Origin of the sequence: Nocardioides sp., from assembly GCF_036405735.1 — a bacterium.
GTDB lineage: Bacteria > Actinomycetota > Actinomycetes > Propionibacteriales > Nocardioidaceae > Nocardioides.
The window spans coordinates 12,217-34,753 of sequence record NZ_DASWXC010000058.1 but is presented as its reverse complement, the minus strand read 5'-3'; the positions used below and the strand labels follow the sequence as shown (position 1 = coordinate 34,753).

General features: G+C 72.1%; 20 protein-coding genes. 13 read left to right on the top strand and 7 right to left on the bottom strand.

The annotated features are described in order from the left end of the window. The first annotated feature begins 25 nt into the window (after nt 1–25). From purD to VGE38_RS09085, 4 genes are all read left to right on the top strand, one after another. On the top strand, nt 26–1,321 hold the full coding sequence (purD, locus tag VGE38_RS09100) for a phosphoribosylamine--glycine ligase (RefSeq protein ID WP_331142218.1): 1,296 nt from the start codon (nt 26–28) through the stop codon (nt 1,319–1,321). 131 nt (nt 1,322–1,452) lie between these two features. Next, a complete protein-coding gene (purB, locus tag VGE38_RS09095) occupies nt 1,453–2,880 on the top strand; it encodes an adenylosuccinate lyase (RefSeq protein WP_331142317.1) in 1,428 nt (475 codons plus the stop codon). Nucleotides 2,881–2,898: 18 nt separating this feature from the next. Next, entirely contained in the window at nt 2,899–3,816 is a 918-nt protein-coding gene (locus VGE38_RS09090; protein ID WP_331142217.1) for a phosphoribosylaminoimidazolesuccinocarboxamide synthase, read from the top strand. Nucleotides 3,817–3,925: 109 nt separating this feature from the next. After that, nucleotides 3,926–5,494 (top strand): long-chain-fatty-acid--CoA ligase, encoded by a 1,569-nt coding sequence (locus tag VGE38_RS09085; protein ID WP_331142216.1) that lies wholly within the window; start codon nt 3,926–3,928, stop codon nt 5,492–5,494. Between the two features lie 24 nt (nt 5,495–5,518). Here the strand turns inward: VGE38_RS09085 and VGE38_RS09080 are convergent, their stop codons facing one another. After that, nucleotides 5,519–6,034, bottom strand: coding sequence for a YflT domain-containing protein (locus tag VGE38_RS09080; RefSeq protein ID WP_331142215.1), 516 nt, complete (start codon nt 6,032–6,034; stop codon nt 5,519–5,521). Between the two features lie 67 nt (nt 6,035–6,101). On the opposite strand from VGE38_RS09080, the gene purS reads away from it, so the two are divergent. Genes purS through VGE38_RS09065 form a run of 3 tightly spaced genes read left to right on the top strand, consistent with a single transcriptional unit; the run spans nt 6,102 to nt 7,329 of the window. Continuing rightward, nucleotides 6,102–6,344, top strand: coding sequence for a phosphoribosylformylglycinamidine synthase subunit PurS (purS, locus tag VGE38_RS09075; RefSeq protein WP_331142214.1), 243 nt, complete (start codon nt 6,102–6,104; stop codon nt 6,342–6,344). Then, nucleotides 6,341–7,009 (top strand): phosphoribosylformylglycinamidine synthase subunit PurQ, encoded by a 669-nt coding sequence (gene purQ, locus VGE38_RS09070; RefSeq protein WP_331142213.1) that lies wholly within the window; start codon nt 6,341–6,343, stop codon nt 7,007–7,009. Before purS ends, purQ begins: the two co-directional genes overlap by 4 nt. After that, a complete protein-coding gene (locus tag VGE38_RS09065; protein WP_331142212.1) occupies nt 7,009–7,329 on the top strand; it encodes a DUF3817 domain-containing protein in 321 nt (106 codons plus the stop codon). The genes purQ and VGE38_RS09065 overlap by 1 nt, the downstream gene beginning before the upstream one ends. A gap of 12 nt (nt 7,330–7,341) precedes the next feature. Here the strand turns inward: VGE38_RS09065 and VGE38_RS09060 are convergent, their stop codons facing one another. Together VGE38_RS09060 and VGE38_RS09055 are read right to left on the bottom strand one after the other, a co-directional pair. Further along, nucleotides 7,342–8,772, bottom strand: a complete 1,431-nt coding sequence (locus VGE38_RS09060) for a glycoside hydrolase domain-containing protein (RefSeq protein WP_331142211.1) — start codon at nt 8,770–8,772, stop codon at nt 7,342–7,344. Between the two features lie 97 nt (nt 8,773–8,869). Continuing rightward, the gene (locus tag VGE38_RS09055; RefSeq protein ID WP_331142210.1) at nt 8,870–9,616 is read right to left on the bottom strand and encodes a TetR/AcrR family transcriptional regulator; all 747 of its coding nucleotides are present in this window, start codon (nt 9,614–9,616) and stop codon (nt 8,870–8,872) included. 92 nt (nt 9,617–9,708) lie between these two features. Here VGE38_RS09055 and VGE38_RS09050 point away from each other — a divergent pair, with 92 nt between their 5' ends. Beyond that, nucleotides 9,709–10,098, top strand: coding sequence for a VOC family protein (locus tag VGE38_RS09050; RefSeq protein WP_331142209.1), 390 nt, complete (start codon nt 9,709–9,711; stop codon nt 10,096–10,098). Between the two features lie 93 nt (nt 10,099–10,191). Further along, the gene (gene purL, locus VGE38_RS09045; RefSeq protein WP_331142208.1) at nt 10,192–12,483 is read left to right on the top strand and encodes a phosphoribosylformylglycinamidine synthase subunit PurL; all 2,292 of its coding nucleotides are present in this window, start codon (nt 10,192–10,194) and stop codon (nt 12,481–12,483) included. Nucleotides 12,484–12,658: 175 nt separating this feature from the next. On the opposite strand, the gene VGE38_RS09040 is transcribed toward purL, so the two are convergent. Further along, nucleotides 12,659–13,942, bottom strand: coding sequence for an MFS transporter (locus VGE38_RS09040; RefSeq protein WP_331142207.1), 1,284 nt, complete (start codon nt 13,940–13,942; stop codon nt 12,659–12,661). Between the two features lie 67 nt (nt 13,943–14,009). On the opposite strand from VGE38_RS09040, the gene VGE38_RS09035 reads away from it, so the two are divergent. Then, nucleotides 14,010–14,582 carry a winged helix-turn-helix domain-containing protein gene (locus VGE38_RS09035; protein WP_331142206.1) on the top strand — a complete coding sequence of 191 codons (573 nt, stop codon included), beginning with the start codon at nt 14,010–14,012 and terminating at the stop codon, nt 14,580–14,582. A gap of 62 nt (nt 14,583–14,644) precedes the next feature. Here the strand turns inward: VGE38_RS09035 and VGE38_RS09030 are convergent, their stop codons facing one another. Beyond that, a complete protein-coding gene (locus VGE38_RS09030) occupies nt 14,645–15,352 on the bottom strand; it encodes an AIM24 family protein (RefSeq protein WP_331142205.1) in 708 nt (235 codons plus the stop codon). 46 nt (nt 15,353–15,398) lie between these two features. Between VGE38_RS09030 and VGE38_RS09025 the strand changes: the two genes are divergently transcribed. Together VGE38_RS09025 and VGE38_RS09020 are read left to right on the top strand one after the other, a co-directional pair. Further along, on the top strand, nt 15,399–15,758 hold the full coding sequence (locus tag VGE38_RS09025) for a sterol carrier family protein (RefSeq protein ID WP_331142204.1): 360 nt from the start codon (nt 15,399–15,401) through the stop codon (nt 15,756–15,758). Nucleotides 15,759–15,819: 61 nt separating this feature from the next. Continuing rightward, complete coding sequence (locus VGE38_RS09020; protein WP_331142203.1) at nt 15,820–17,187, top strand: dipeptidase; 1,368 nt, start codon at nt 15,820–15,822, stop codon at nt 17,185–17,187. Nucleotides 17,188–17,201: 14 nt separating this feature from the next. Here the strand turns inward: VGE38_RS09020 and VGE38_RS09015 are convergent, their stop codons facing one another. Together VGE38_RS09015 and VGE38_RS09010 are read right to left on the bottom strand one after the other, a co-directional pair. Next, nucleotides 17,202–19,016 (bottom strand): sensor histidine kinase, encoded by a 1,815-nt coding sequence (locus tag VGE38_RS09015; protein ID WP_331142202.1) that lies wholly within the window; start codon nt 19,014–19,016, stop codon nt 17,202–17,204. A gap of 10 nt (nt 19,017–19,026) precedes the next feature. Next, nucleotides 19,027–20,811 (bottom strand): sensor histidine kinase, encoded by a 1,785-nt coding sequence (locus tag VGE38_RS09010; protein ID WP_331142201.1) that lies wholly within the window; start codon nt 20,809–20,811, stop codon nt 19,027–19,029. Nucleotides 20,812–20,964: 153 nt separating this feature from the next. Between VGE38_RS09010 and purF the strand changes: the two genes are divergently transcribed. After that, a complete protein-coding gene (gene purF, locus VGE38_RS09005) occupies nt 20,965–22,530 on the top strand; it encodes an amidophosphoribosyltransferase (RefSeq protein ID WP_331142200.1) in 1,566 nt (521 codons plus the stop codon). Nucleotides 22,531–22,537: the final 7 nt, after the last annotated feature.

Sequence of the window (22,537 nt, the reverse complement as noted above, 5' to 3'; positions counted from 1 at the left end):
CCACGCTCGCCTAGAGTCTCCGCACGTGAAGACGCTGGTGATCGGCTCCGGAGGCCGCGAGCACGCGCTCGTCCTCAAGCTCGCGCAGGACCCGGGCGCACAGGTGCACGCCGCGCCGGGCAACCCCGGCATCGGCCAGGTCGCCACGCTCCACGAGGTCGACGTCATGGACGGCGCGGCTGTCGCGGACCTGGCCGAGCGGATCGGCGCCGACCTCGTCGTCGTGGGCCCGGAGGCACCGCTGGTCGCGGGGGTCGCCGACGCGGTGCGCGCCCGTGGGGTCGCGGTGTTCGGGCCCTCGCGCGAGGCCGCGCAGCTGGAGGGCTCCAAGGCGTTCTCCAAGTCGGTGATGGCCGCGGCGGGCGTGCCGACCGCCGGCTCGCGGGTGTGCACGAGCCCCGAGGAGGCGGCCGCCGCCCTGGAGGAGTTCGGGGCGCCGTACGTCGTCAAGGACGATGCCCTCGCCGCCGGCAAGGGCGTGGTGGTGACCCGCGACCGCGACGAGGCGCTCGCGCACGCGGCGGCGTGCGAGCGCGTCGTGATCGAGGAGTTCCTCGCCGGTCCGGAGGTGTCGCTGTTCGCCGTCTGCGACGGCAGCACCGCGCACCCGCTGCAGCCGGCGCAGGACTTCAAGCGGATCTTCGACGGCGGCCGTGGCCCCAACACCGGCGGCATGGGGTCCTACAGCCCGCTCCCGTGGGCTCCGCCGGACCTGGCGGCGACCGTCATGGCCAGCGTCGTGCAGCCCACCCTCGACGAGATGGCGCGACGCGGCACGCCGTTCGTCGGCTGCCTCTACGTCGGCCTGGCGCTGACCGCCCAGGGCCCGAAGGTCATCGAGTTCAACTGCCGCTTCGGTGACCCCGACATCCAGCCGGTGCTGGCGCTGCTCGACTCCTCGCTGGGCGAGCTGCTCCACGCGGCCGCCACCGGCGACCTCGCCAGCGTGCCGGCGCCCGTCTTCTCCGACGGCGCCTCCGTCACCGTCGTGCTCGCCTCGGCCGGCTACCCGGAGGGCTCCTCCACGGGCGACGTCATCCGGGGCGTCGGGGCGGCGGACGGGGTCAACGACGTCGACGTCATCCACGCCGGCACCGCGATCCTCGACGCGCCCGAGCCCGGCGACCCCGACCACCGGCACCTGGTCACCGCGGGCGGGCGCGTGCTGGCCGTCCGGGCCCGCGGCTACGACATCGACGACGCCCGCTCTCGTGCGTACGCCGCGGCCGGGCTGATCACCTTCGACGGGATGCAGCGCCGCTCCGACATCGCCGCCGAGCCGCTGGGTGTGGTCGAGGGCGCCAGCGCGCTCCAGGGGTGACTGTTCATCGAGGTATGCAGCCGAATGCGCACTTCCCGTGCGGAACTCCGCACGGGAAGTGCCTGTTCACCTGCATACCTTGATGAGCAGGCAGGCCCCGTGACGTGGGAGAATCGCTGACCGTGCCCACTGTGAGCGTCCCGAACGTCCTGGCCACCCGCTACGCGTCGGCCGAGCTGGCCGAGATCTGGTCGCCGGAGCACAAGATCGTGCTCGAGCGGCAGCTGTGGATCGCCGTGCTCAAGGCCCAGCGCGACCTCGGCATCGACGTGCCCGACGGCGTCGTCGAGGCCTACGAGAAGGTCGTGGATCAGGTCGACCTGGCCTCGATCGCGGCCCGCGAGCGGGTCACCCGCCACGACGTCAAGGCCCGCATCGAGGAGTTCTCTGCCCTGGCCGGGCACGAGCACATCCACAAGGGGATGACCAGCCGCGACCTGACCGAGAACGTCGAGCAGCTGCAGGTGCTCTCCAGCCTGCGCCTGGTGCGCGACCGTGCGGTCGCCACCCTGGCCCGGCTGGGGCGGCTCGCCGCCGAGCACGAGACCACCGTGATCGCCGGCCGGTCGCACAACGTGGCCGCCCAGGCCACCACGCTCGGGAAGCGGTTCGCCACCGTCGCCGACGAGATGCTGGTCGCCTTCCGCCGCCTCGAGGAGCTGATCGCGCGCTACCCGCTGCGCGGCATCAAGGGACCGGTCGGTACCGCTCAGGACATGCACGACCTGTTGGGCGGCGACGCCGCGGCGATGGACAAGCTCGCCGCGCTCGAGCAGAAGGTCGCCGAGCACCTCGGCTTCGATCGGGTGCTGACAAGCGTCGGCCAGGTCTACCCGCGCTCGCTCGACTTCGACGTCGTCTCGGCGCTGGTCCAGCTCGTGGCCGGGCCGTCCAACCTGGCCACCACGATCCGGCTGATGGCCGGCAACGAGCTGGTGACCGAGGGCTTCAAGGAGGGTCAGGTCGGCTCCTCGGCGATGCCGCACAAGATGAACTCACGCTCCGCCGAGCGGGTCAACGGCCTCGCCGTCGTGCTGCGCGGCCACCTCTCGATGGTCGGCGAGCTCGCGGGCGACCAGTGGAACGAGGGCGACGTCTCCGACTCCGTCGTACGCCGGGTGGCGCTGCCCGACGCGTTCTTCGCCGTGGACGGGCTCTTCCAGACCTTCCTCACCGTGCTCGACGAGTTCGGTGCGTTCCCGGCCGTGATCCAGCGCGAGCTCGACCGCTACCTGCCGTTCCTGGCCACGACCAAGGTGCTGATGGCGGCGGTGCGCAACGGCGTCGGCCGGGAGGCCGCGCACGAGGCGATCAAGGAGGCGTCGGTCGGCACCGCGCTCGCGATGCGCCGCGGTCAGGCCGAGAACGACGTCTTCGCGAAGCTCGCCGCCGATCCGCGCCTGGGCCTGACCGCCGCCCAGCTCGACACGCTCGTGGCCGAGCCCATCGCGTTCACGGGCGCCGCCGTGGCGCAGGTGCAGGAGGTCGTCCGGCAGGTCGAGGCCGTCGTCGCGCAGCACCCGGCCGCCGCGGCGTACGCGCCGGGCGCCATCCTCTGACGCCCTAGGCTTACCGACGTGCCCGAGCTGAACATCCCCCCGGCCCCCGCGATCGACGGCGCCCGCCACCTGCACTCCGGCAAGGTCCGCGATCTGTACGAGCTGGAGGCCGGGCCGTACGCCGGCGAGCTGCTGATGGTCGCCAGCGACCGGATCTCGGCGTTCGACTTCGTGCTCGACACCACGATCCCGGACAAGGGCGAGATCCTCACCCGGATGTCGCTGTGGTGGTTCGAGCAGCTCGAGGACATCGTCTCCCACCACGTGATCTCCACCGACGTGCCCGAGCAGGTCAAGGGGCGGGCGGTCGTCTGCCGCCGGCTGGCGATGTTCCCGGTCGAGTGCGTCGCGCGCGGCTACCTGACCGGCTCCGGGCTGCTCGACTACCAGGCCAGCGCCCCGCACCACGCCGTGTGCGGTGTCCACCTGCCCGCCGGCCTGGTCGACGGCAGCCGGCTGCCCGAGGCGATCTTCACGCCCGCCACCAAGGCCGAGCTGGGTGACCACGACGAGAACGTCTCCTACCAGGACGTCGCCCACCAGATCGGCGACGACGCGGCCGCGGAGCTGCGCCGGCTCACCCTCGCCGTCTACCACCGCGCCGACGAGATCGCCCGCGGCGCAGGTCTCATCCTCGCCGACACGAAGCTCGAGTTCGGGGTGCGCCGCGACGACCTGGGCGTCAACGCCACGGTGCTCGCCGACGAGGTGCTCACGCCGGACTCCAGCCGGTTCTGGTCGCTGGCGGACTGGGCGCCGGGACAGTCGCAGCCGTCGTACGACAAGCAGATCGTGCGCAACTGGCTGCTCTCGCCGGAGTCGGGGTGGGACAAGGCGTCCGGCGCCGCGCCGCCGCCGCTGCCGGCGGAGATCGTCGAGCGCACGCGGGCGCGGTACGTCGAGGCCTACGAGCGGCTGACCGGCCACACCTTCTGAGCGGTATCTGGGACATCTGTCTCGGAAAGCGGGTGCCACGCTCGCGGCCGCTGGAACTGGCCAGTAGGTTGTGCAGCAATCCCCGAGAACGTGATGGAGGCCACGTCCCGTGAGCAACACCTACAACCTGTCGTCCCTGCTCGAGGGCAGCGCTGCGGCGTACCCCGAGCGCACCGCGATCGTCTTCGGTGACACGCGGCTGAACTACGCCCAGGTCAACGGCGCGGCCAACCAGGTCGCCAACCTGCTGGTGTCCCGCGGCGTGAAGCCGGGCGACAAGGTGGCGCTGATGTGCCCCAACCTGCCCTACTTCTCGCTGATCTACTGGGGCATCCTCAAGGCCGGTGCGACCGTGGTGCCGCTCAACGTCCTGCTCAAGGGCCGCGAGGTGGCCTACCACCTCAACGACTCCGACGCCGTCGCGCTCTTCGCCTTCCAGGGCACCCCCGAGCTGGCGATCGGCGCCGAGGCCCACGACGGCTTCAGCCAGGTCGAGGGCTGCCGGGACTTCTTCATGATCACCGCCGACCCGACCGCGCCGTCCCCGATCGAGGGCACCAGCACGCTCGGCCAGGGCCTGGCGGGCCAGTCGCCGGCCTTCGAGACCGTCGCCACCGACGAGGACGACACCGCGGTCATCCTCTACACCTCCGGCACCACCGGCCAGCCCAAGGGCGCCGAGCTGCGGCACCGCAACATGCGCGACAACGCGCTGGCGGGCAAGGAGCTGTTCGGAGCCGACCCGGCCAACCCGGACACCTACCTGTGCGTGCTGCCGTTGTTCCACTCCTTCGGCCAGACCGTCATCCAGAACGGCGGCGCGGCGTTCGGCGGCACGGTCGTCATGCTGCCGCGCTTCGAGCCCGGGCCGGCGCTGCAGCTGATGCAGAAGGAGAAGATCACCTTCTTCGCCGGCGTCCCGACGATGTACTGGGGGCTGCTGGGCGCGCTCGACGACACCGTCGACGTCGCCGAGCTCGCGCGCAACCTCCGGGTCGCGGCGGCGGGTGGCTCGGCCCTGCCGGTCGAGGTGCACCACGAGTTCGAGAAGAAGTTCGGCGTCGTGATCGCCGAGGGCTACGGCCTCTCCGAGACCTCCCCGGTGGCCAGCTTCATGCCGTTCGGCGAGCCGGCGCGGGCCGGGTCGATCGGCAAGCCGATCCCCGGCGTCGAGATGGAGCTCATCGACCCCGCCGGCTGGGACCCGATCGAGTGGACCCCCGACGCGATCGGCGAGATCGCGATCAAGGGCCACAACGTCATGAAGGGCTACTACAAGCGCCCCGACGCCACCGCCGAGGCGATCAACGCCGACGGCTGGTTCCGCTCCGGCGACCTGGCCAAGCGCGACGAGGACGGCTGGTACTACATCGTCGACCGCGCCAAGGAGATGATCATCCGCGGCGGCTTCAACGTCTACCCGCGCGAGATCGAGGAGGTCCTGCTCACCCACCCGGCGATCTCACTGGCCGCCGTCATCGGCGTCCCGCACGACAGCCACGGCGAGGAGATCAAGGCCGTCGTCATCCTCAAGCCCGGCGCCACGGCCACCTCCGAGGAGATCGTGGCATGGAGCAAGGAGACCATGGCGGCCTACAAGTACCCCCGCATCGTCGAGATCGTGGACTCCCTCCCCATGACCGCCACCGGCAAGATCCTCAAGCGCGAGCTCAAGTGAGTTGATCCGGTCGGCCGGGGGCGCTCAGGCGAACGGGTTCGGGAGCGCCCCCGGCAGGCCGGCCAGCAGCTCGCGCGCCTGGGTGGCCACCTTGTGCTCGACGAGCACCTCGTACTTCGTGGCGACCACCTGGGTGATGGAGGAGAAGTCGCGCCGGCCGCGGGTGAAGGCGTAGCCGACGAGTCCCCAGATCAACCCGAACAAGGCGCCGAACAGCACCGTCGAGACGATGATCCCGAGCGCGCCCTCCTCGGTGAAGAGCGTGAAGAGCAGCCCGATGAACAGTCCGAACCAGATGCCGGTCAGCGCGCCGCCGAGCGCCACCCGGCCGGTGGTGAGGCGGCCGGTGATCCGCTCGACCCGCTTGAGGTCCGTGCCGACGATCATGCAGTTCTCCACCGGGAAGCCCTGGTCGGAGAGGTAGTCGACGGTCCGCTGGGCCTGGGCGTAGTCGTCGTAGACCGCCAGGGACTGCGGGAACTCCAGCGTGAGCGGGTTGCCGGGCTGACGCGGCGAGCCGAAAGGGGTCGGAGTGCTCATGTCCCCAGTCTGCCTCGCGGTCGCCCGGATGCGGCCCGGCGCCGCCCTACCCAATAGACTGCGGGCCATGCCTCGAGTCGTCGTCGACGTCATGCCCAAGCCCGAGATCCTCGACCCGCAGGGCAAGGCGGTGCTCGGCGCCCTGCCGCGGCTCGGCTTCACCGGGGTGACCGAGGTCCGCCAGGGCAAGCGGTTCGAGCTCGAGGTCGCCGAGATCAACGACGGCGTGCTCGCCGACATCGAGAAGCTCGCCGACACGTTCCTGGCCAACACGGTCATCGAGAACTACACCGTCCGGGTGGAGTCGTGAGGATCGGCGTCGTCACCTTCCCGGGCACGCTGGACGACGTCGACGCGCAGCGCGCGGTCCGCATCGGCGGCAACGAGGCGGTCGCGCTGTGGCACGGCGACCACGACCTCAAGGGCGTGGACGCCGTCATCCTCCCGGGCGGCTTCTCGTACGGCGACTACCTGCGCTGCGGCGCGATCTCCCGCTTCTCCCCGGTGATGACCGAGGTGATCGAGGCGGCCGGCAAGGGCCTGCCCGTGCTCGGCATCTGCAACGGCTTCCAGGTGCTGTGCGAGTCGCACCTGCTGCCGGGCGCGCTGATCCGCAACGACCACCGCCGCTTCATCTGCCGCGACCAGCGGCTGCGCATCGAGAACGCCGACACCGCCTGGACCACCGCCTTCGAGCAGGGCCAGGAGATCGTGGTGCCGCTCAAGAACGGCGAGGGCCAGTTCGTCGCCGACGCCGAGACCGTCGCCCGGCTCGAGGGCGAGGGCCGCGTCGTGGCGCGCTACCTCGAGGTCAACCCCAACGGCTCGGTCAACGACATCGCCGGCATCGCCAACGAGGCGGGCAACGTGGTCGGCCTGATGCCGCACCCCGAGCACGCCGTCGAGGAGCTCACCGGGTCCGGCACGGACGGGCTGGGCTTCTTCACCAGTCTCGCGGCGCGGGTGTTCGCCTGATGAACCCGCTCGCGCTGTTCCGCCTCGTGGCGGTGGCCGAAGGCTGCTCCTGGGTCGGCCTGCTCGTCGGCATGTACCTCAAGCGGGTCACCGAGACGACCGAGCTGGGCGTGCAGGTCTTCGGCCCCATCCACGGCGCCCTCTTCGTCGCCTACGGCATCGTCACGCTCGTGGTGTCGGGTGACCAGAAGTGGGGCCCCCGGCGTACGGCGCTGGCGCTCGTCTCCGCGGTCCCGCCGCTGATGACCGTGTGGTTCGACTGGTACGCCGAGCGCCGCGGCTGGATCGCCGACCAGTGGCGCGAGCGCGCCGGGGCCTAGTCTCCTCGTCGCCTAGAACTGCCCGGCCCGCAGCCGGGCCCAGGCGGACTGGGCGACCATGTTGCCCGGCTTGAGGCCGACCCGGCTCTTCCACTCGCGCAGCACTGCCTGCGTGCGCTCGTCCAGCGTGCCGTGCACGGGCAGCCGACCGGACGGCACCGCCGCGTTGAGCGCGCGCTGCAGGTCGCGGACGTGGGCGGACGCGCTGCCGGGCCGCAGGAACGGACGCTGACCGGTGGTCAGCAGCTGCATCCACAGGGAGCGCGTCCACACGGCGTTGACCCGCAAGTGGCGGGCACGGCGCCACGACTTCACCGCGCGCTGGAGCGCGGGCCCGAAGCCCGGCGCGACCTTGCCGCGGTAGCCGGCGCGCTCCTTGAGCAGGCACTTCAGGGCGACGACCTGGTCCTGGGCCGGACGGTAGGAGCCCGAGCGCGGCTTGATGGCGACGTACGCCGGCAGGTCGACGTTGACGCCGCCGCAGTGCCGCTCCGGCGGGGCGACGGCGGGCGTCGGAGCGCCCGGTGCCGGTGCCGGTGCGACCGGTGGGTTCGGGGCGGAGCGCAGGTCGAGGTAGTTGCGGTCGATGTTGATCGTCACGCCGCCCCAGGTCTCGTTGTGGCCGCCCTGAAACTGCTTGATGCGGTTGCCGACCCAGCCGGCGTCGGAGAGGTACTGCGGAGCCGAGGTGTTGGCCTTGCCGTCGTAGCGGGCCAGCCAGATCTGGTCCGGCAGGGCGATGTTGGGCAGCGGGCTGACGCGCTGGCGCTCGAGCAGCTTCATCCCGGAGCCGGCCGAGGAGTAGACGCCGGCGCGGTAGCCGAGCTGCCGGGTCTTGACCGTCCAGGCGGAGAGGAAGCGCAGCGCCGACTCGCGGCAGTGCACCTTCCCGTAGTCGAAGCCTTCGAGGTCGTAGAAGATCGTCGAGCCCTTGGTCAGGCCGAGCCGGCCTGCGTCGGTGGCGTTCTTGACCGCCTCGGCCGCACCCTGCTGGCGGGCCTTGGCGTAGTCGCCGGTGGCGTTGGCCGCGATGCGGAAGTCGTCGCTGTAGCGAGGGAAGCGCGGCTGGCAGGAGGCCTGCGGGCCGAGCGCGATCGGCAGCAGGTGCCAGCCGCGGGCGAGCTGGGTGGCGACCCAGGTCGCGTTGAGGTGGGTCTGGTAGCGGCACGCGCGCGAGTCGCCGGAGATGTAGATGCCGACCGCCCGGAACGGCGAGGCCTTCAGCCAGGCGTCCATCGCCTTCTGGCTCGGCGCCTGGCACTGGTCGAACCCGAGGCCGGTGAAGACGCCGGGCGTCACGGGGTTCGCGCCGGTGACGACGGCCTGCTCAGGGCCGGCGGCGTCGCGCGGCACGAGGAGGGCGGTGGCCGCGACGACGCCGGCGACCGCCGTCGCGACGGCCAGGGCGAGCCGCGAGCGCAGCGAGGACGGACGGCGGGTCATGGGTGCTCCTGGGGAAGTGGCGACGTGGGGCGCTGTGAGCGGGCGCCGCTGGCACTTTAACCTCGCAGGTCACACCAGTCACAGGTGCCACAGCGAACTACCCGTCTGTAATTCCGCCCGGCTGCTGCGGAGCGAGGGCGGAGAGCGCGTCGAGCACCCGCGCCAGTCCGAACTCCCACGCCATGCCGGCGTCGTGCGCGGCGTCCATCGCGGCCCCCGCGGCGGCACCGACACGGCGCGCGAGGGGGAAGTCGCCGCCGAGGTACGCCGCCAGCCGGACGCTCCACGTCGGCCAGTGCTCCGCCAGCTCGCCCGCCCGCGGGTCCGGGCGGAGCGCGCGGGCGCTGGCCCGCACGAAGTCGAGGACGAACGTCAACGCGGCGTCCCGGGTGACGTCGTCGAGTCCGAGCGGGTAGAGCGCGGCCAGCTCGGCGTCGTACTTCGCGATCGTGCCCGGCCCCAGTGCGCTGCGCTGGTCGGTCACGTCGAGCAGCCACGGATGGGCGCCGAGGTGGGCGAGGTTGGCCTCCGCCACGCTCCGGACGCGACGACGCCAGCCCCCCTGGCCGTAGGAGGGTCGCTCCATGCCGGCGTGGACCGCGTCGACCATGAGCACGAGCAGGTCGTCGCGACTGTTGACGTGCGTGTAGACCGACATGGTCGACACGCCCAGCTCCTCGGCGAGACGCCGGATCGTGAGGGTCGCCAGTCCGTCGCGGTCGGCCAGCGCGACGGCCGCCTCGACCACCGAACCCGTCGTCACCCGGGCGCGCGGCCCGCGCTGCCCGCGAGCCGGCGCGGCCGGATGGTCGCGCCAGAGCAGGTCGATGAGGTCGCGCGGCATCGGTCCTCCCTCGGTCTCGTCGGTGCGGGCGGAATCATTTCATAACAGTGTACGTTGTACGGCGTACAAGGTTAATTGGAGTAAGGAGCCACATGCACATCAACCGGACCGCGCTGTCCCTCAACGTTCCCGACGTCGAGGCGTCGGCACGCTTCGCCCGGGACCACTTCGGCTTCACCCAGGCGATGGCCGCCGAGGGCTTCGTCTCGCTGGAGCACTCCTCGGCCGGGCTCAACCTGGTGTTCCTGCGGACCGGGCTGGAGTCCTTCCGGCCGCCGGAGATCGCCGGCTCGGCAGGGCAGGGGATGCTGCTGGCGTTCGTCGTCGACGGCATCGACGACCACTTCGCCCAGATCTCCGCCGCCGGGGCGACCGTGGTGACGCCGCCCGAGACCGAGCCCTGGGGTGAGCGCTACTGCCAGTTCGCCGACGACAACGGGATCGTCTGGCAGCTCGTCGAGTGGGTGGGTGAGCCGGCCTGACCGGACCGGGGCGTACGGCGGCCGCCGTACGCCCCGTCCACGTGGCCTCGCCGACTCGGAGCCGAGCGGTGGGCGACGGTAGGATCGACCTCCGTGACCGCGACGCAGCAGCCGCAGGCAGCCAAGCTCGACACCGTGGCCGTGGCCGCCGTCGATCCCGACCGCGAGCAGCCGTGGGCCGACCTCGGTCTCAAGGCCGACGAGTACGACCGGATCCGGGAGATCCTGGGCCGTCGCCCCACGTCGTCGGAGCTGGCGATGTACTCCGTGATGTGGTCGGAGCACTGCTCCTACAAGTCCTCCAAGGTGCACCTGCGCCAGTTCGGCGACATCCCGCAGCACACGCCGGCCGGTGAGATGCTCGCCGGCATCGGCGAGAACGCCGGCGTCATCGACATCGGGCAGGGCTACGCCGTCACGTTCAAGGTCGAGTCGCACAACCACCCGTCGTACGTCGAGCCCTACCAGGGCGCCGCGACCGGCATCGGCGGCATCGTCCGCGACATCCTCGCCATGGGTGCGCGCCCGGTCGCCGTCATGGACCCGCTGCGGTTCGGCCCGCTCGACGCCGAGGACACCCACCGGGTGCTGCCGGGGATCGTGGCCGGCGTCGGCGGCTACGGCAACTGCCTCGGCCTTCCCAACATCGGCGGCGAGGCCGTCTTTGACGAGACCTACCTCGGCAACCCGCTCGTGAACGCGCTCTGCGTCGGCGTGCTGCGCCACGAGGACCTGCACCTGGCCAAGGCGTCGGGCGCGGGCAACAAGGTGATCCTGTACGGCGCCAAGACCGGCGGCGACGGCATCGGCGGCGTCTCCGTGCTGGCCTCGGAGACCTTCGACGCCGATGGTCCCGCGAAGCGCCCGAGTGTCCAGGTCGGCGACCCGTTCATGGAGAAGCTGCTCATCGAGTGCACCCTCGAGCTCTTCGCCGCCGGCGTGGTCGCCGGCATCCAGGACCTCGGCGGCGCCGGCCTGTCCTGCGCGACCTCCGAGCTCGCCTCGGCCGGTGACGGCGGCATGCACGTCGAGCTCGACCGGGTGCCGCTGCGCGACTCCACGCTGGCTCCGGAGGAGATCCTCATGAGCGAGTCGCAGGAGCGGATGATGGCCGTCGTCGAGCCGGGTGACGTCGCGGCGTTCCTCGACATCTGCGCCAAGTGGGAGGTCGACGCCGCGATCATCGGCGAGGTCACCGACACCGGCCGCCTCGTCATCGACTGGCACGGCGAGACCGTCGTCGACGTGCCGCCGCGGACCGTCGCCCACGACGGCCCGGTCTACGAGCGGCCCTACGCGCGCCCCGACTGGCAGGACGGGCTCCAGGCCGACGCCGCCGAGGCGCTGCCGCGGCCCTCGTCGCCGGCGGAGCTGCGGGAGACGTGGCTGCGGCTGGTCGCCTCGCCGAACCTGTGCGACAAGTCGTGGATCACGCGGCAGTACGACCACTACGTCCGCGGCAACACCGTCCTGGCGCAGCCGGCCGACAGCGGCATGATCCGCGTCGACGAGTCGACCAACCTGGGCGTGTCGGTCTCCACCGACTGCAACGGCCGGTTCGCCAAGCTCGACCCGTACGCCGGCGCGCAGCTGGCGCTCGCCGAGTCCTACCGCAACGTCGCGACCGGCGGCGCCACCCCGCTGGCGATCTCCGACTGCCTCAACTTCGGCTCGCCGGAGGACCCGGCGGTCATGTGGCAGTTCGCCGAGGCCTGCCGCGGGCTCAAGGACGCCTGCGTCGAGCTCGGCATCCCGGTCACCGGCGGCAACGTCTCGCTCTACAACCAGACCGGCGAGACGGCGATCCTGCCGACGCCGGTGGTCGCGGTCCTCGGCGTGATCGACGACGTCACCCGGCGTACCCCCTCGGCGTTCCAGGCCGCCGGCGAGCGCATCTTCGTACTCGGCGAGACCCGCGAGGAGCTGTCCGGCTCGGAGTGGGCGCACGTCGTCCACGGCCACCTCGGCGGCCGCCCGCCCGCGGTCGACCTGGCGCACGAGAAGGCGTTGGCCGAGCTGCTCCGTGAGGGTGTCGGCCTGCTGACGTCCGCTCACGACCTCTCCGACGGCGGTCTGGCCCAGGCGCTGGCCGAGTCGGCGATGGTCGCCGGCATCGGCGCCGAGGTCGCGCTCGCGCCCGCCTTCGAGGACCCGTTCGTGGCGCTCTTCTCCGAGACGGCCGGCCGGGTGCTCGTGACGACGCACCTGCACGACGGCGACGCGCTGCTGCGGCTGGCCTCGAAGCACGGCATCGTCGTCACCGAGATCGGCGTGACCGGCGGTGACGTCCTCAAGGTCGAGTCCCAGCCCGGCTCCGCCATCGAGCTCCCGCTGTCCGAGCTCACCGAGGCCTGGACCGCCACCCTCCCCAACGCCCTCGCCTGAGACGTCGAATCCCGGGTCCTGGCCCCGCGAATCCCGGGTCCTGGCCCCGCGAATCCCGGGTTCTGGCCCCGCGAGTCGGGGGTCGTGGCCCCCTTGAACTCCGCGAGACTCGACGGGCCACGACCCGCAACTCGACGGGCCACGAGGCGGGACTCAACGGGCCACGGGGCGGGACTCAACGGGCCATGAGGCGGGTTTCGACGCGCCAGGTGGCGGGCTTGGGGACGGAGCGGACCGAGCGGGACAAGGTCGGGATGAGGGCGACGGCGGCGGAGAGGCCGCCGAGGACGAGCATGGCGTCGCGACCGCCGAGCACGTCGAGGAGTACGCCGGCCAGCAGCGGTGCCAGCGGCATGGATGCCATCGACACGAACTGCATGGCCGACTGCACCCGGCCGATCAGCTCCGGCGGCGTCACGGCCATCCGGTAGGAGCTGACGCCGGCGTTGCCGGCCGGGTTGAGGAACAGTCCGAAGGCGAGCGCCGCCGCGATCACCACGGGCGTGTTCCACAGCGCCATCGGAACGGCCAGCGGCACGAAGCTCCACGCGATGAGCACCGTGAGCCGGCCCGTCGGGAGGGCCTCGATCAGGCGCGGCGCGACCAGGGCGCCGAGGATGCCGAAGACGCCGGCCGCCGTCTCGACGAGTCCGATGTGGAGCGGGTCGGTGCCACCCTCGATCAGGCGCAGCACGGCGACGAAGAACAGCGCGTTGACGGCCAGGTTCGTCAGCGGTGACCAGATGAGCAGCACTCGGAAGAACGGCCGGGCCCAGGTGAACCGCAGCCCGGTGCGCAGGTCGGCGGTGAGCCGACGTCGCGGCTCGGTGGTGGACACGGTGGCAGGCATGGGGGAGAGGTCGGCTCGGATCCGGCCGAGCAGCACCCACGCGACGGCGTACGAGACGGCGTCGGCGGCGAACGGCAGCCAGCGGGTCACGCCGTATAGCGCGCCGCCGAGCGGCGCTCCGACCAGTGCGGCGACGTGCTGACGCGCCTGGTTCTGGCTCAGCGCGGTGGGGAGCTGCTCGTCGGCGACGACGGTGCGGATCGCCGACATCTCGGAGGGGGAGAAGAGTCCCGCGCCGATCCCGGTGAGCAGCGCCGCGGCGAGCAGGTGCGGCAGGGTCAGCGCGCCGACCGCCGCGGTCAGCGCGAGCGACGCGTAGACGACCACGCCCACCGCGCTCGAGGTGCGCATGACGCGGCCGCGGTGCAGCCGGTCGGCGAGCACGCCCGCGGGCAGGAGCGCACCCGCCATGCCGAGCAGGTAGGCCGCTTCCGCGGCGGCCGCCCACAGGGCCGATCCCGTCATCGCGAAGGCGACCAGCGGGAAGACGAAGGTGCTGACTCGGCTGCCGAGCTCGGAGATCGTCTGGCCGATCCACAGCACGGTGAAGTCGTGGTTGCGTGCCAGCGCGCGGAAGCCGGTGTCCGGGTGGTCGACGACGGTCGTCATATCCGCACCGTATGTTGCGCAACAACAGTTGCGCAATAGGACGTGCGCAACTTGCTAGGGTGCGGCCATGGCGAGGTACGACGACCCGCGGATCCTCCGCGCGATCGCCCACCCGGTGCGCAACCGGATCCTGTCCGAGCTCTACGCCGTCGGGTCGCTACGTGCCGCCGACATCGCCCGCGAGCTCGACGTCCCGGCCAACCAGGCGAGCTTCCACCTGCGCCAGCTCGCGAAGTACGGCCTGGTCGAGGAGGCCCCCGAGGAGGCTCGCGACCGTCGCGACCGGGTGTGGCGCCTGGCGGACCCCAGCGGCATCTCGTTCCGGACCAAGGACGTCGAGACGCAGCCGGGTGGCAAGGCGGCGGTCGGCGTCTTCCGGCGCCAGGCACGCGCCTGGGGTCACCGGCTGGTCGAGAGCGCGTACGCCGAGGAGCCGCTCCCCGAGGACCAGAACCGCACGATCTCCGACTGGTCGCTGCGGCTGACGCGGGAGGAGGTTGACGAGCTCAGCGGCGAGCTCGACCGGCTGGTGCAGTCGTGGCGGGACCGCACCCAGGGCGACGGAGGCGGCCGCACGACGTACTCCCTGTTCGCCGTCCTGCAGCCCTATCCCGAGGTGCCCGAGGACTCAGGCACCTGACCGTTCCAACCGGTCTCCGGCGTGTCGCGGTTGGAGAAGTCAGGTGCCCGCGGCGGACCCGGTCAGCTGAACAGGTCGCCGATGATCCCGCCGGAGCCGCCCTTGGACTGACCCTGGGTGACCGGGGCCCACTCCGAGGGCTGCACGACGACGAAGCCGGGGCCGTGGAAGGCGTACTGGAACGCCTCGCCGGTGCCGCCGCGCAGCAGCGACTTCATGTTCATGCTGGACACGACCTGCGGGACCAGGTTGGCCGACCAGGCGACGCAGGCCTGCACGTCGACGTACGTCGGCTGCTGGCTGCAGTCGAGGACGACCGGTGCGCCGACGGTGCACAGCGCGACCGGGCCGGTGCCGGAGACGGTCGTGTTGAACAGCCCGCCGGCCATCATCCCGGCGCCCTGGACGCGGTTGATGTCCCACGACAGCGCCGCGTCGAAGGCGAGCAGGTTGCGGCCGTTGACGCTGATGCCGTCGCCGGTGAGCTCGACGACGTAGACGTAGCCGGCCTCGTTGGCGAAGAAGACCTCGCCCTGCCCGGAGACCCGCATCAGCGGGACGTCCTCGCTGGTGAGGACCTTCTTCAGCAGCTTGCCGACGCTGCCGGCCTTCTCGTGGTCGAACCGCACCTGGCCCTGGTAGGCCACCATCGCGCCCTTGACCGACAGCACGTCGGGCCCCAGCGCGACCCGCAGCAGCTGCGGGTTCTGGAGGGCGAACCGGCCGCCCTCCACCTCGAGGTTGGCCTGGCCGAAGAGGTCACTCTGCATGGGGGTGAGCCTAGGGGGCCGCGCCGGGCCCCTCTATCGTTTTCGTGTGCCCGCGCGACTCAAGCCAGCCGATCCCGCCGAGGTGCGGGCGGCGCTCGCGAGGGTGGCCGACGGCGCCGCGGAGAAGGCCGACCTCCGACTGCTGACCAAGCACTTCCTGGCGCTGCTCGAGGCCAAGGCGCCGGGGCGGTCGGTGGAGGTCCGGGTGCCGCCGTACGCCGCGGTGCAGTGCGTCCCCGGCGTGCGCCACACCCGGGGCACCCCGCCGGCCGTCGTCGAGACCGACGCGACCACCTGGCTCGCGCTCGCCACGGGGACGCTCGACTGGCAGGACGCGGTCGGCCAGGGCCGGATCAGCGCCAGCGGCGAGCGGGCCGACCTGGCGCCGTACCTCCCGCTGGGGTGACCTGACGAGGTCGGTCCCGGGCCCCGTCGGAGGCTCCGGGAGCGCCGCTTAGGGTGGAGCCATGACGCTCAGCTCCTCCGAGATCCGCAGCCGTGTCGACGCCGTCCTGCCCGGTGTCCGCCAGGACCTGGAGGACCTGGTCCGCATCCAGTCCGTCAGCGCCGACCCCGAGCGGCTGGGCGAGGTCGAGCGGAGTGCTCAGCGGACGGCCGAGCTCTTCGCGGCCGAGGGCGTCGACGTCGAGATCGTGCGGGCCTTCGACGGCGCTCCGCCGGCGGTGATCGGCGAGAAGCCGGGTCCCGAAGGCGCCCCGACGGTCCTGCTCTACGCGCACCACGACGTGCAGCCCGAGAACGACCACGCCGATTGGGACTCCCCGCCGTGGGAGCCGACCGTCCGCGCCGACGGGTGCGGTGACCTCCGCCTCTACGCCCGCGGCGCGGCCGACGACAAGGCCGGCATCCTCAGCCACGTGGCGGCGCTGCGCGCGTTCGGCGACGACCTGCCGGTCACCGTCCGGCTCTTCATCGAGGGCGAGGAGGAGGTCGGCTCCGACACCCTCCCGGCGCTGCTCACGCAGTACGCCGACCGGCTGGCCGCCGACGTCATCGTGATCGCCGACTCCGGCAACTGGGACATCGGCGTCCCGGCGCTGACCACCAGCCTGCGCGGCCTGGTCCGCCTCGACGTCGAGGTCCGCACCCTCACCCACGCCGTCCACTCGGGCATGTGGGGTGGCCTCGTCCCCGACGCCGTGATGACGCTGGCACGCCTGCTCAGCACCCTGCACGACGACCGCGGCAGCGTGGCGGTGGCCGGGCTGCACGGCGGGCCGGCCGCTGACGTTGAGTACCCCGAGGAGCGGCTGCGCGCCGAGTCGGGCGCGGCGCCCGGCATCGAGTGGATCGGCACCGGGTCGACCGTCGAGCGGCTGTGGACGCAGCCGGCGATCTCCATCACCGGCCTCGACGCCCCCAAGGTCGCGGGCGCGTCGAACACGCTGGTCCCGGCCGCCCGCGCCCGCATCTCGATGCGGATCGCGCCGGGCGACACGACCGCGAACGCGCTCGCGTGCCTGCAGGCGCACCTGGAGAAGCACGTCCCGTGGGGGGCGACCCTGACCTGCACGGTCGTCGACACCGGCGAGGCCACCCGGATCGAGGCCAGCGGGCCGGCGTACGACGCCGCGCGGGCCGCCTTCACCGAGGCCTGGGACGGGACCGCGCCGATCGACATGGGCGTCGGCGGCTCGATCCCGTTCATCGCGGAGTTCCTCGAGGCCTTCCCGGCCGCCAGCGTGCTGGTCACCGGAGTGGAGGACCCCGACACCCGTGCCCACGGCGCCAACGAGGGCCTGCACCTGGCGGAGTTCGCCAAGGTCGTTCTCGCCGAGACGCTGCTGCTGCGCAATCTCGCGCCTGACGCCTGACGCCTGACGCCGGGTCAGCGCGCGGGCAGCAGCACCCGGAACGCGCTGCCGCATCCGAGCTCCGACTCGACGGTCACCCGGCCGCGGTGGCGGCGCACGATCCGGTCCACGATCGTGAGCCCCAGGCCGGTGCCGGGCTGCTCGAGCGCGGCGGGGTTCGTGGAGCGGAAGAACTCGGTGAACAGCTCGGCCTGGTCGGCCTCGGAGATGCCGATGCCCTCGTCGATGACGCTCAGCTCGACCTCGTGGGGCTCCCCGTGGCGCAGCCGGACGGTCACGGGCGAGTCGGCCGGGCTGTACTTCAGCGCGTTGCTGACCAGGTTCACCACGACGATCTCGATGCCGTGCGCGTTGCCGATGACCGGCACCGGCTCCTCCGGCAGCTCGAGCCGGACCCGGGAGCGCCCGGCGCCGGCACCCTCCAAGGCGTGGCCGACGGCGGTCTCGACCAGGTCGGTGACCTCGATCGGCTCGACCGGGTAGGCGTTGGGATCGGCCGTGCTCGCCAGGAGCAGCAGCTCCTCCACCAGCGTGCTGAGCCGGTGGACGCCGCGGTCCATCGCCGCCAGCGAGCGGCGTAGGCCGGCGTCCGCCGCGGGGTCCGTGGGCCCGGTCAGCTCCGAGGACAGCTGGGTGGCCTCGTCGAGGTTGGCCCGTACGGCGGCGATGGGGTTCTTCAGCTCGTGCGCGACCGTGGCGATCAGCCGGCTCTTGTAGGCGTCGACCTCGCGCAGCTCCTCGGTCGCCTGGCGCTCCAGCCCGAGCGCCCGGCTGATGCTGAGGATGCGGCCGAGGTCGCGTCCGATCTCCTGGACCACCGAGCACTCGATCTCGGTCCACGGGGGCGCGCCGGCGACGCGGTACATCGCGAGCGCGCCGAGACACTGGTCGCCGGCCCCGAGCGGCGCGATGAGGATGGACTCCAGCCCGCTCTCCTCGATGTAGGCGCGGACCAGCGCGCGGTCGGCGTCGGCGCCGTCGGAGTTCACCGTCTGGGTCCGGCCCAGCACCGCGACCTGCTGCTGGCGCCACAGTCGCTCGGCGGCGATCCGGCCGATCCGGGTGAGGCTCGGGCTGTGCTGGAGCCCGGACGCGCTGCCGGCGTCGAGGAGCAGGTGCCGGTCGGTCGACTCGAAGACCGTGCCGCGCAGCGCCGTCAGGCCGAAGGCGGAGAGCAGGTCGTCGGCGATGTCGCGCAGGGCCGCCTCCGGGGACTTGCTCTGCGCGGCCCGGCCCAGCACCTCGCGGGCGGCCTCGGCCAGCCGCACCCGCTCGTTGAGGTCGGAGCGCTCGATCGCGGTGAGCAGCACCCGGGCCGCCTGGGCGGCGTACTGCTGCAGCAGCGGTCGGCGCTCCGGGGTGGGGATGAGGCCGTCGGTCGGGCCGTCCAGCGCCATCAGGCCGCGCAGCCGGCCGTCGTCGTCGCGCACCGGCACCAGCAGCATGTCGTCGGGATGCCACTCGCTGCCGTCGTACGGCATGTCCACGCGCCAGCCGACCTGCTCCAGCCCGGAGCGGGTGTGCGGGACGTACTTCAGGACGCCCCAGTCGTCGGCCTGGGCGAGGACCAGCTCTTCCAGCACGCTGACCGGAATGGTCCGGCCCAGGATCTCGTCGACTCCCAGGATCTCGCCGGACGCCGTGATGACCCGCTCGATGCCGGCGACGGCGACCGTGACGAGATGGTCGCCGCGCACCACGTTGATCGAGGCGGCGAGGAAGCCGCCGAAGACGCACATGCTCTCCGCGGCCAGGCGCAGGGAGTGCCCCATCGTGGCGTCGGACCAGTCGCTCGCGCTCCACGAGGTCGGGGAGGAGGTCGGGTCCATCACTGCTCCGCTAGGCCTGGTCCGGCTGCGTCGCCGGAAGGAGGACCCGGAAGGTGCTCCCGTGCCCGAGCTCCGAGCGTACGTCGATCCGGCCGGCGTGGCGCCGCACGATCCGGTCGACGATGGCCAGCCCCAGTCCGGTCCCCGGCTGTGCGAGCACCTGGGGATCGCTGGAGCGGAAGAACTCGTTGAACAGCAGCTCCTGATCCTCCTTCGCGATCCCGATGCCCTGATCCGAGACGACCAGCTCGATGTCCTCGCCGACCCGGCGCAGGCCGATCTGGATGGCCCGTCCCTCCGGCGTGTACTTGAGCGCGTTGCTGACGAGGTTGACCACCACCCGGTCCAGCTCGGTGGGATCCCCCAGTACCGTCATCGGCTCCCAGGGGGACGCCTTGACCTGAATCGCGACGTCGCGCTGCGCGGCGGCCGCCTCGGTCAGCTCGCAGACCTCCCGGACGAGCGGGACCAGGTCGACCACCTGGGAGCGGAACGGCGTGCTGGGGTCGCCGACGCGGGAGAGCAGCAGCAGGTCGTCGACGATGCGGACCATCCGCTGGGCGGCGCGGTCGACGTTGCGCAGTGCCCGGGTGAGGGTGACGTCGTCGGCCTGCCCGACCTCCTCCACGATCTCCAGGTTGCCCAGCAGCGCCGTGAGCGGGTTCTTCAGCTCGTGGGAGACCATCGCGATCAGCTGGCTCTTGTAGCTGTCCACGGTGCGCAGCTCGCGCACGGTGTCCCGCTCGCGCTGGAAGGCCTTCGCGTTGAGCATCAGCTGGCCCAGGTCACGGCCGATGTCGGCGGCGGCGCTCATCTCGGCGGCCGTCCACCGTGGCGCGCCCGCTGCCCGCACGAGCGTCAGCGCGCCCAGGCAGTCGTCGCCGGCGCCGAGGGGGACCAGTGCGACCGAGCTCAGGTCGTGCTGCGCTGCCCAGGCGCGTACGTCGGCGTCGTCGGCGTCGCCGGGCAGGTTGACCAGCTCGTCGGCGTAGATGACGCCCATCTGCCGGTCGGCCCACAGCCGGCGCGCCTGCCGCTCGGCGATCGCGCCCATCACCGGCCGGCGGGGCACGTCGGCGCCCGCGCTCGCCAGCACCGGGGCCGGCTCGCTCGCGTTGCACTCGAAGACGCGCGCCCACAGCGCGGTCAGGCCGAAGCAGCCGAGCAGGTCGTCGCCGATCCGGTTGAGCAGCGCCTCCAGCGAGAGCTCGCGGGAGGCGGTCCGGATCACCTCCCGGGTCGCCTCGGCGAGCTGGGCCCGCCGCTCCAGTCGTCCGCGCTCGATGGCGGTCACGATCGCGCGGCCGGTCAGTTCGGCGTACCCCTCGAGCACCGCGCGCTGCTGGGCGTCGGGTCGCCGACCCGTCCCGGGCAGGTCGACCGAGAGGGTCGCGCACAGGGCTCCGCGCTCGTCGTAGAACGGCGCGATCAGCAGGTCGAGCGGGTGCCAGCCGTCGGTCTCCTGCGTGGGCGCGATGTCGGGCACCCAGCCCCAGGTGTAGACGTCGGGGTCGATCCGCTCGTGGGGGACGAACTTGAACAGCCCCCAGTCGTCGGCCTTCGCCAGCTCGTCGTAGAGCCGCTGCACCGGCGTCGCGGTGCCCTCCAGCTCCGCGCGGGCCGCGTCACTGCCCGAGACGACCGCGGTGTGGAGCCGGCCGTCGTCCCCGATCAGCCGGATCGCGGCCGCGCCGAAGCCCACCAGCCGGGTGATCCCGTCGGCGAGCAGCTGGAGCGTGGCACGCGTGAACTCGTCGTGCCAGGCGCCGGCGGGCGGAAGCGGTGGGATGGTCATGGCGTCGCGTCTTCTGGGATGCGGATAGGTGCTGTGACGTCCCGAGTGCCTCGGCTGAGACAGTGCATGGGGTGCGCCGCGACACACGGGCTCCCACGGCCGACGCGGCCCGCGGAATCGGCGTACGACGATCTCCGCCCGTAGGATAGCCCGGTGCCCTACGTGAGCAGTCGTGGAGTCGTGCACACCGGACCGCCCGCCGGCGACGGCCGGCTCACCACGGCACTCGACCCCCAGGACCAGGGTCCTCAGGACCAGTGCGGCGTGTTCGGCGTGTGGGCGCCGGGCGAGGAGGTCGCGAAGCTGACCTACTTCGGCCTCTACTCGCTGCAGCACCGCGGCCAGGAGTCCGCCGGCATCGCGGTGAGCAACGGCCGCCAGATCCTCGTCTACAAGGACATGGGCCTGGTCTCGCAGGTCTTCGACGAGACCACCCTGGACTCCCTGCAGGGCCACATGGCCATCGGGCATGCCCGCTACTCCACGACCGGAGCGAGCACCTGGCAGAACGCCCAGCCGACCTTCCGCCCCACCGCGGGCGGCTCCCTGGCACTGGGGCACAACGGCAACCTGATCAACACCCACGAGCTGCGCGAGATGGTCGACCGGCTGCCCGGTCCCGTCGACGAGCTCGAGCTCAAGCACCGCGGCCACGCGCCGGCGTCCACCAATGACACCAGCCTGCTCACCGAGCTGCTCGCCCACCACCCCGACCAGAGCCTCGAGGATCGGGCGGTCGAGCTGCTGCCCCAGGTCCGCGGCGCCTTCTGCCTGGTCTGGATGGACGAGACCACGCTGTACGCCGCCCGCGACCCGCAGGGCATCCGGCCGCTCGTGCTCGGCCGGCTCGACCGCGGCTGGGTCGTCGCCTCGGAGGACGCCGCGCTCGCCACCGTCGGCGCGAGCATCGTGCGCGAGGTCGAGCCGGGCGAGCTGATCGCGATCGACGCCGACGGGCTGCGCTCGCGGAAGTTCGCCGAGCCGGCCCGCAAGGGCTGCGTCTTCGAGTACGTCTACCTCGCCCGACCCGACGCGACCATCGCCGGCCGCGGCGTGCACGAGGCCCGGGTCGCGATGGGGCGCCAGCTGGCCCGGGAGTTCCCGGTCGAGGCCGACCTGGTGATGCCGGTGCCGGAGTCCGGCACCCCGGCGGCGACCGGGTACGCCGAGGAGTCCGGCATCCCGTTCGGTCAGGGGTTCGTGAAGAACTCCTACGTCGGCCGCACCTTCATCCAGCCCTCGCAGACGCTGCGCCAGCTCGGCATCCGGCTCAAGCTCAACGCGCTCGAGCACATGATCCGCGGCAAGCGCATCGTGGTCGTGGACGACTCGATCGTGCGTGGCAACACCCAGCGGGCGCAGGTCCGGATGCTGCGTGAGGCCGGTGCGACCGAGGTTCACGTGCGGATCTCCAGCCCCCCGGTGAAATGGCCCTGCTTCTACGGCATCGACTTCGCGACCCGCGCCGAGCTGATCGCCAACGGTCTCGACGTCGACGAGATCGCGTCCTCGATCGGCGCCGACAGCCTCGGCTACATCTCCCTCGACGGCATGATCGAGGCGACCGGCCAGCCGCAGGACCAGCTGTGCACCGCCTGCTTCACCGGCACCTACCCCGTGGAGCTGCCGGACGAGAGCCTGCTCGGGAAGCACCTGCTCGAGGTGAGCCTCCAGGCCCCGACGATGGGCAAGGCACTGCCCGTCCTGAACAACCCCTGAGGATCTG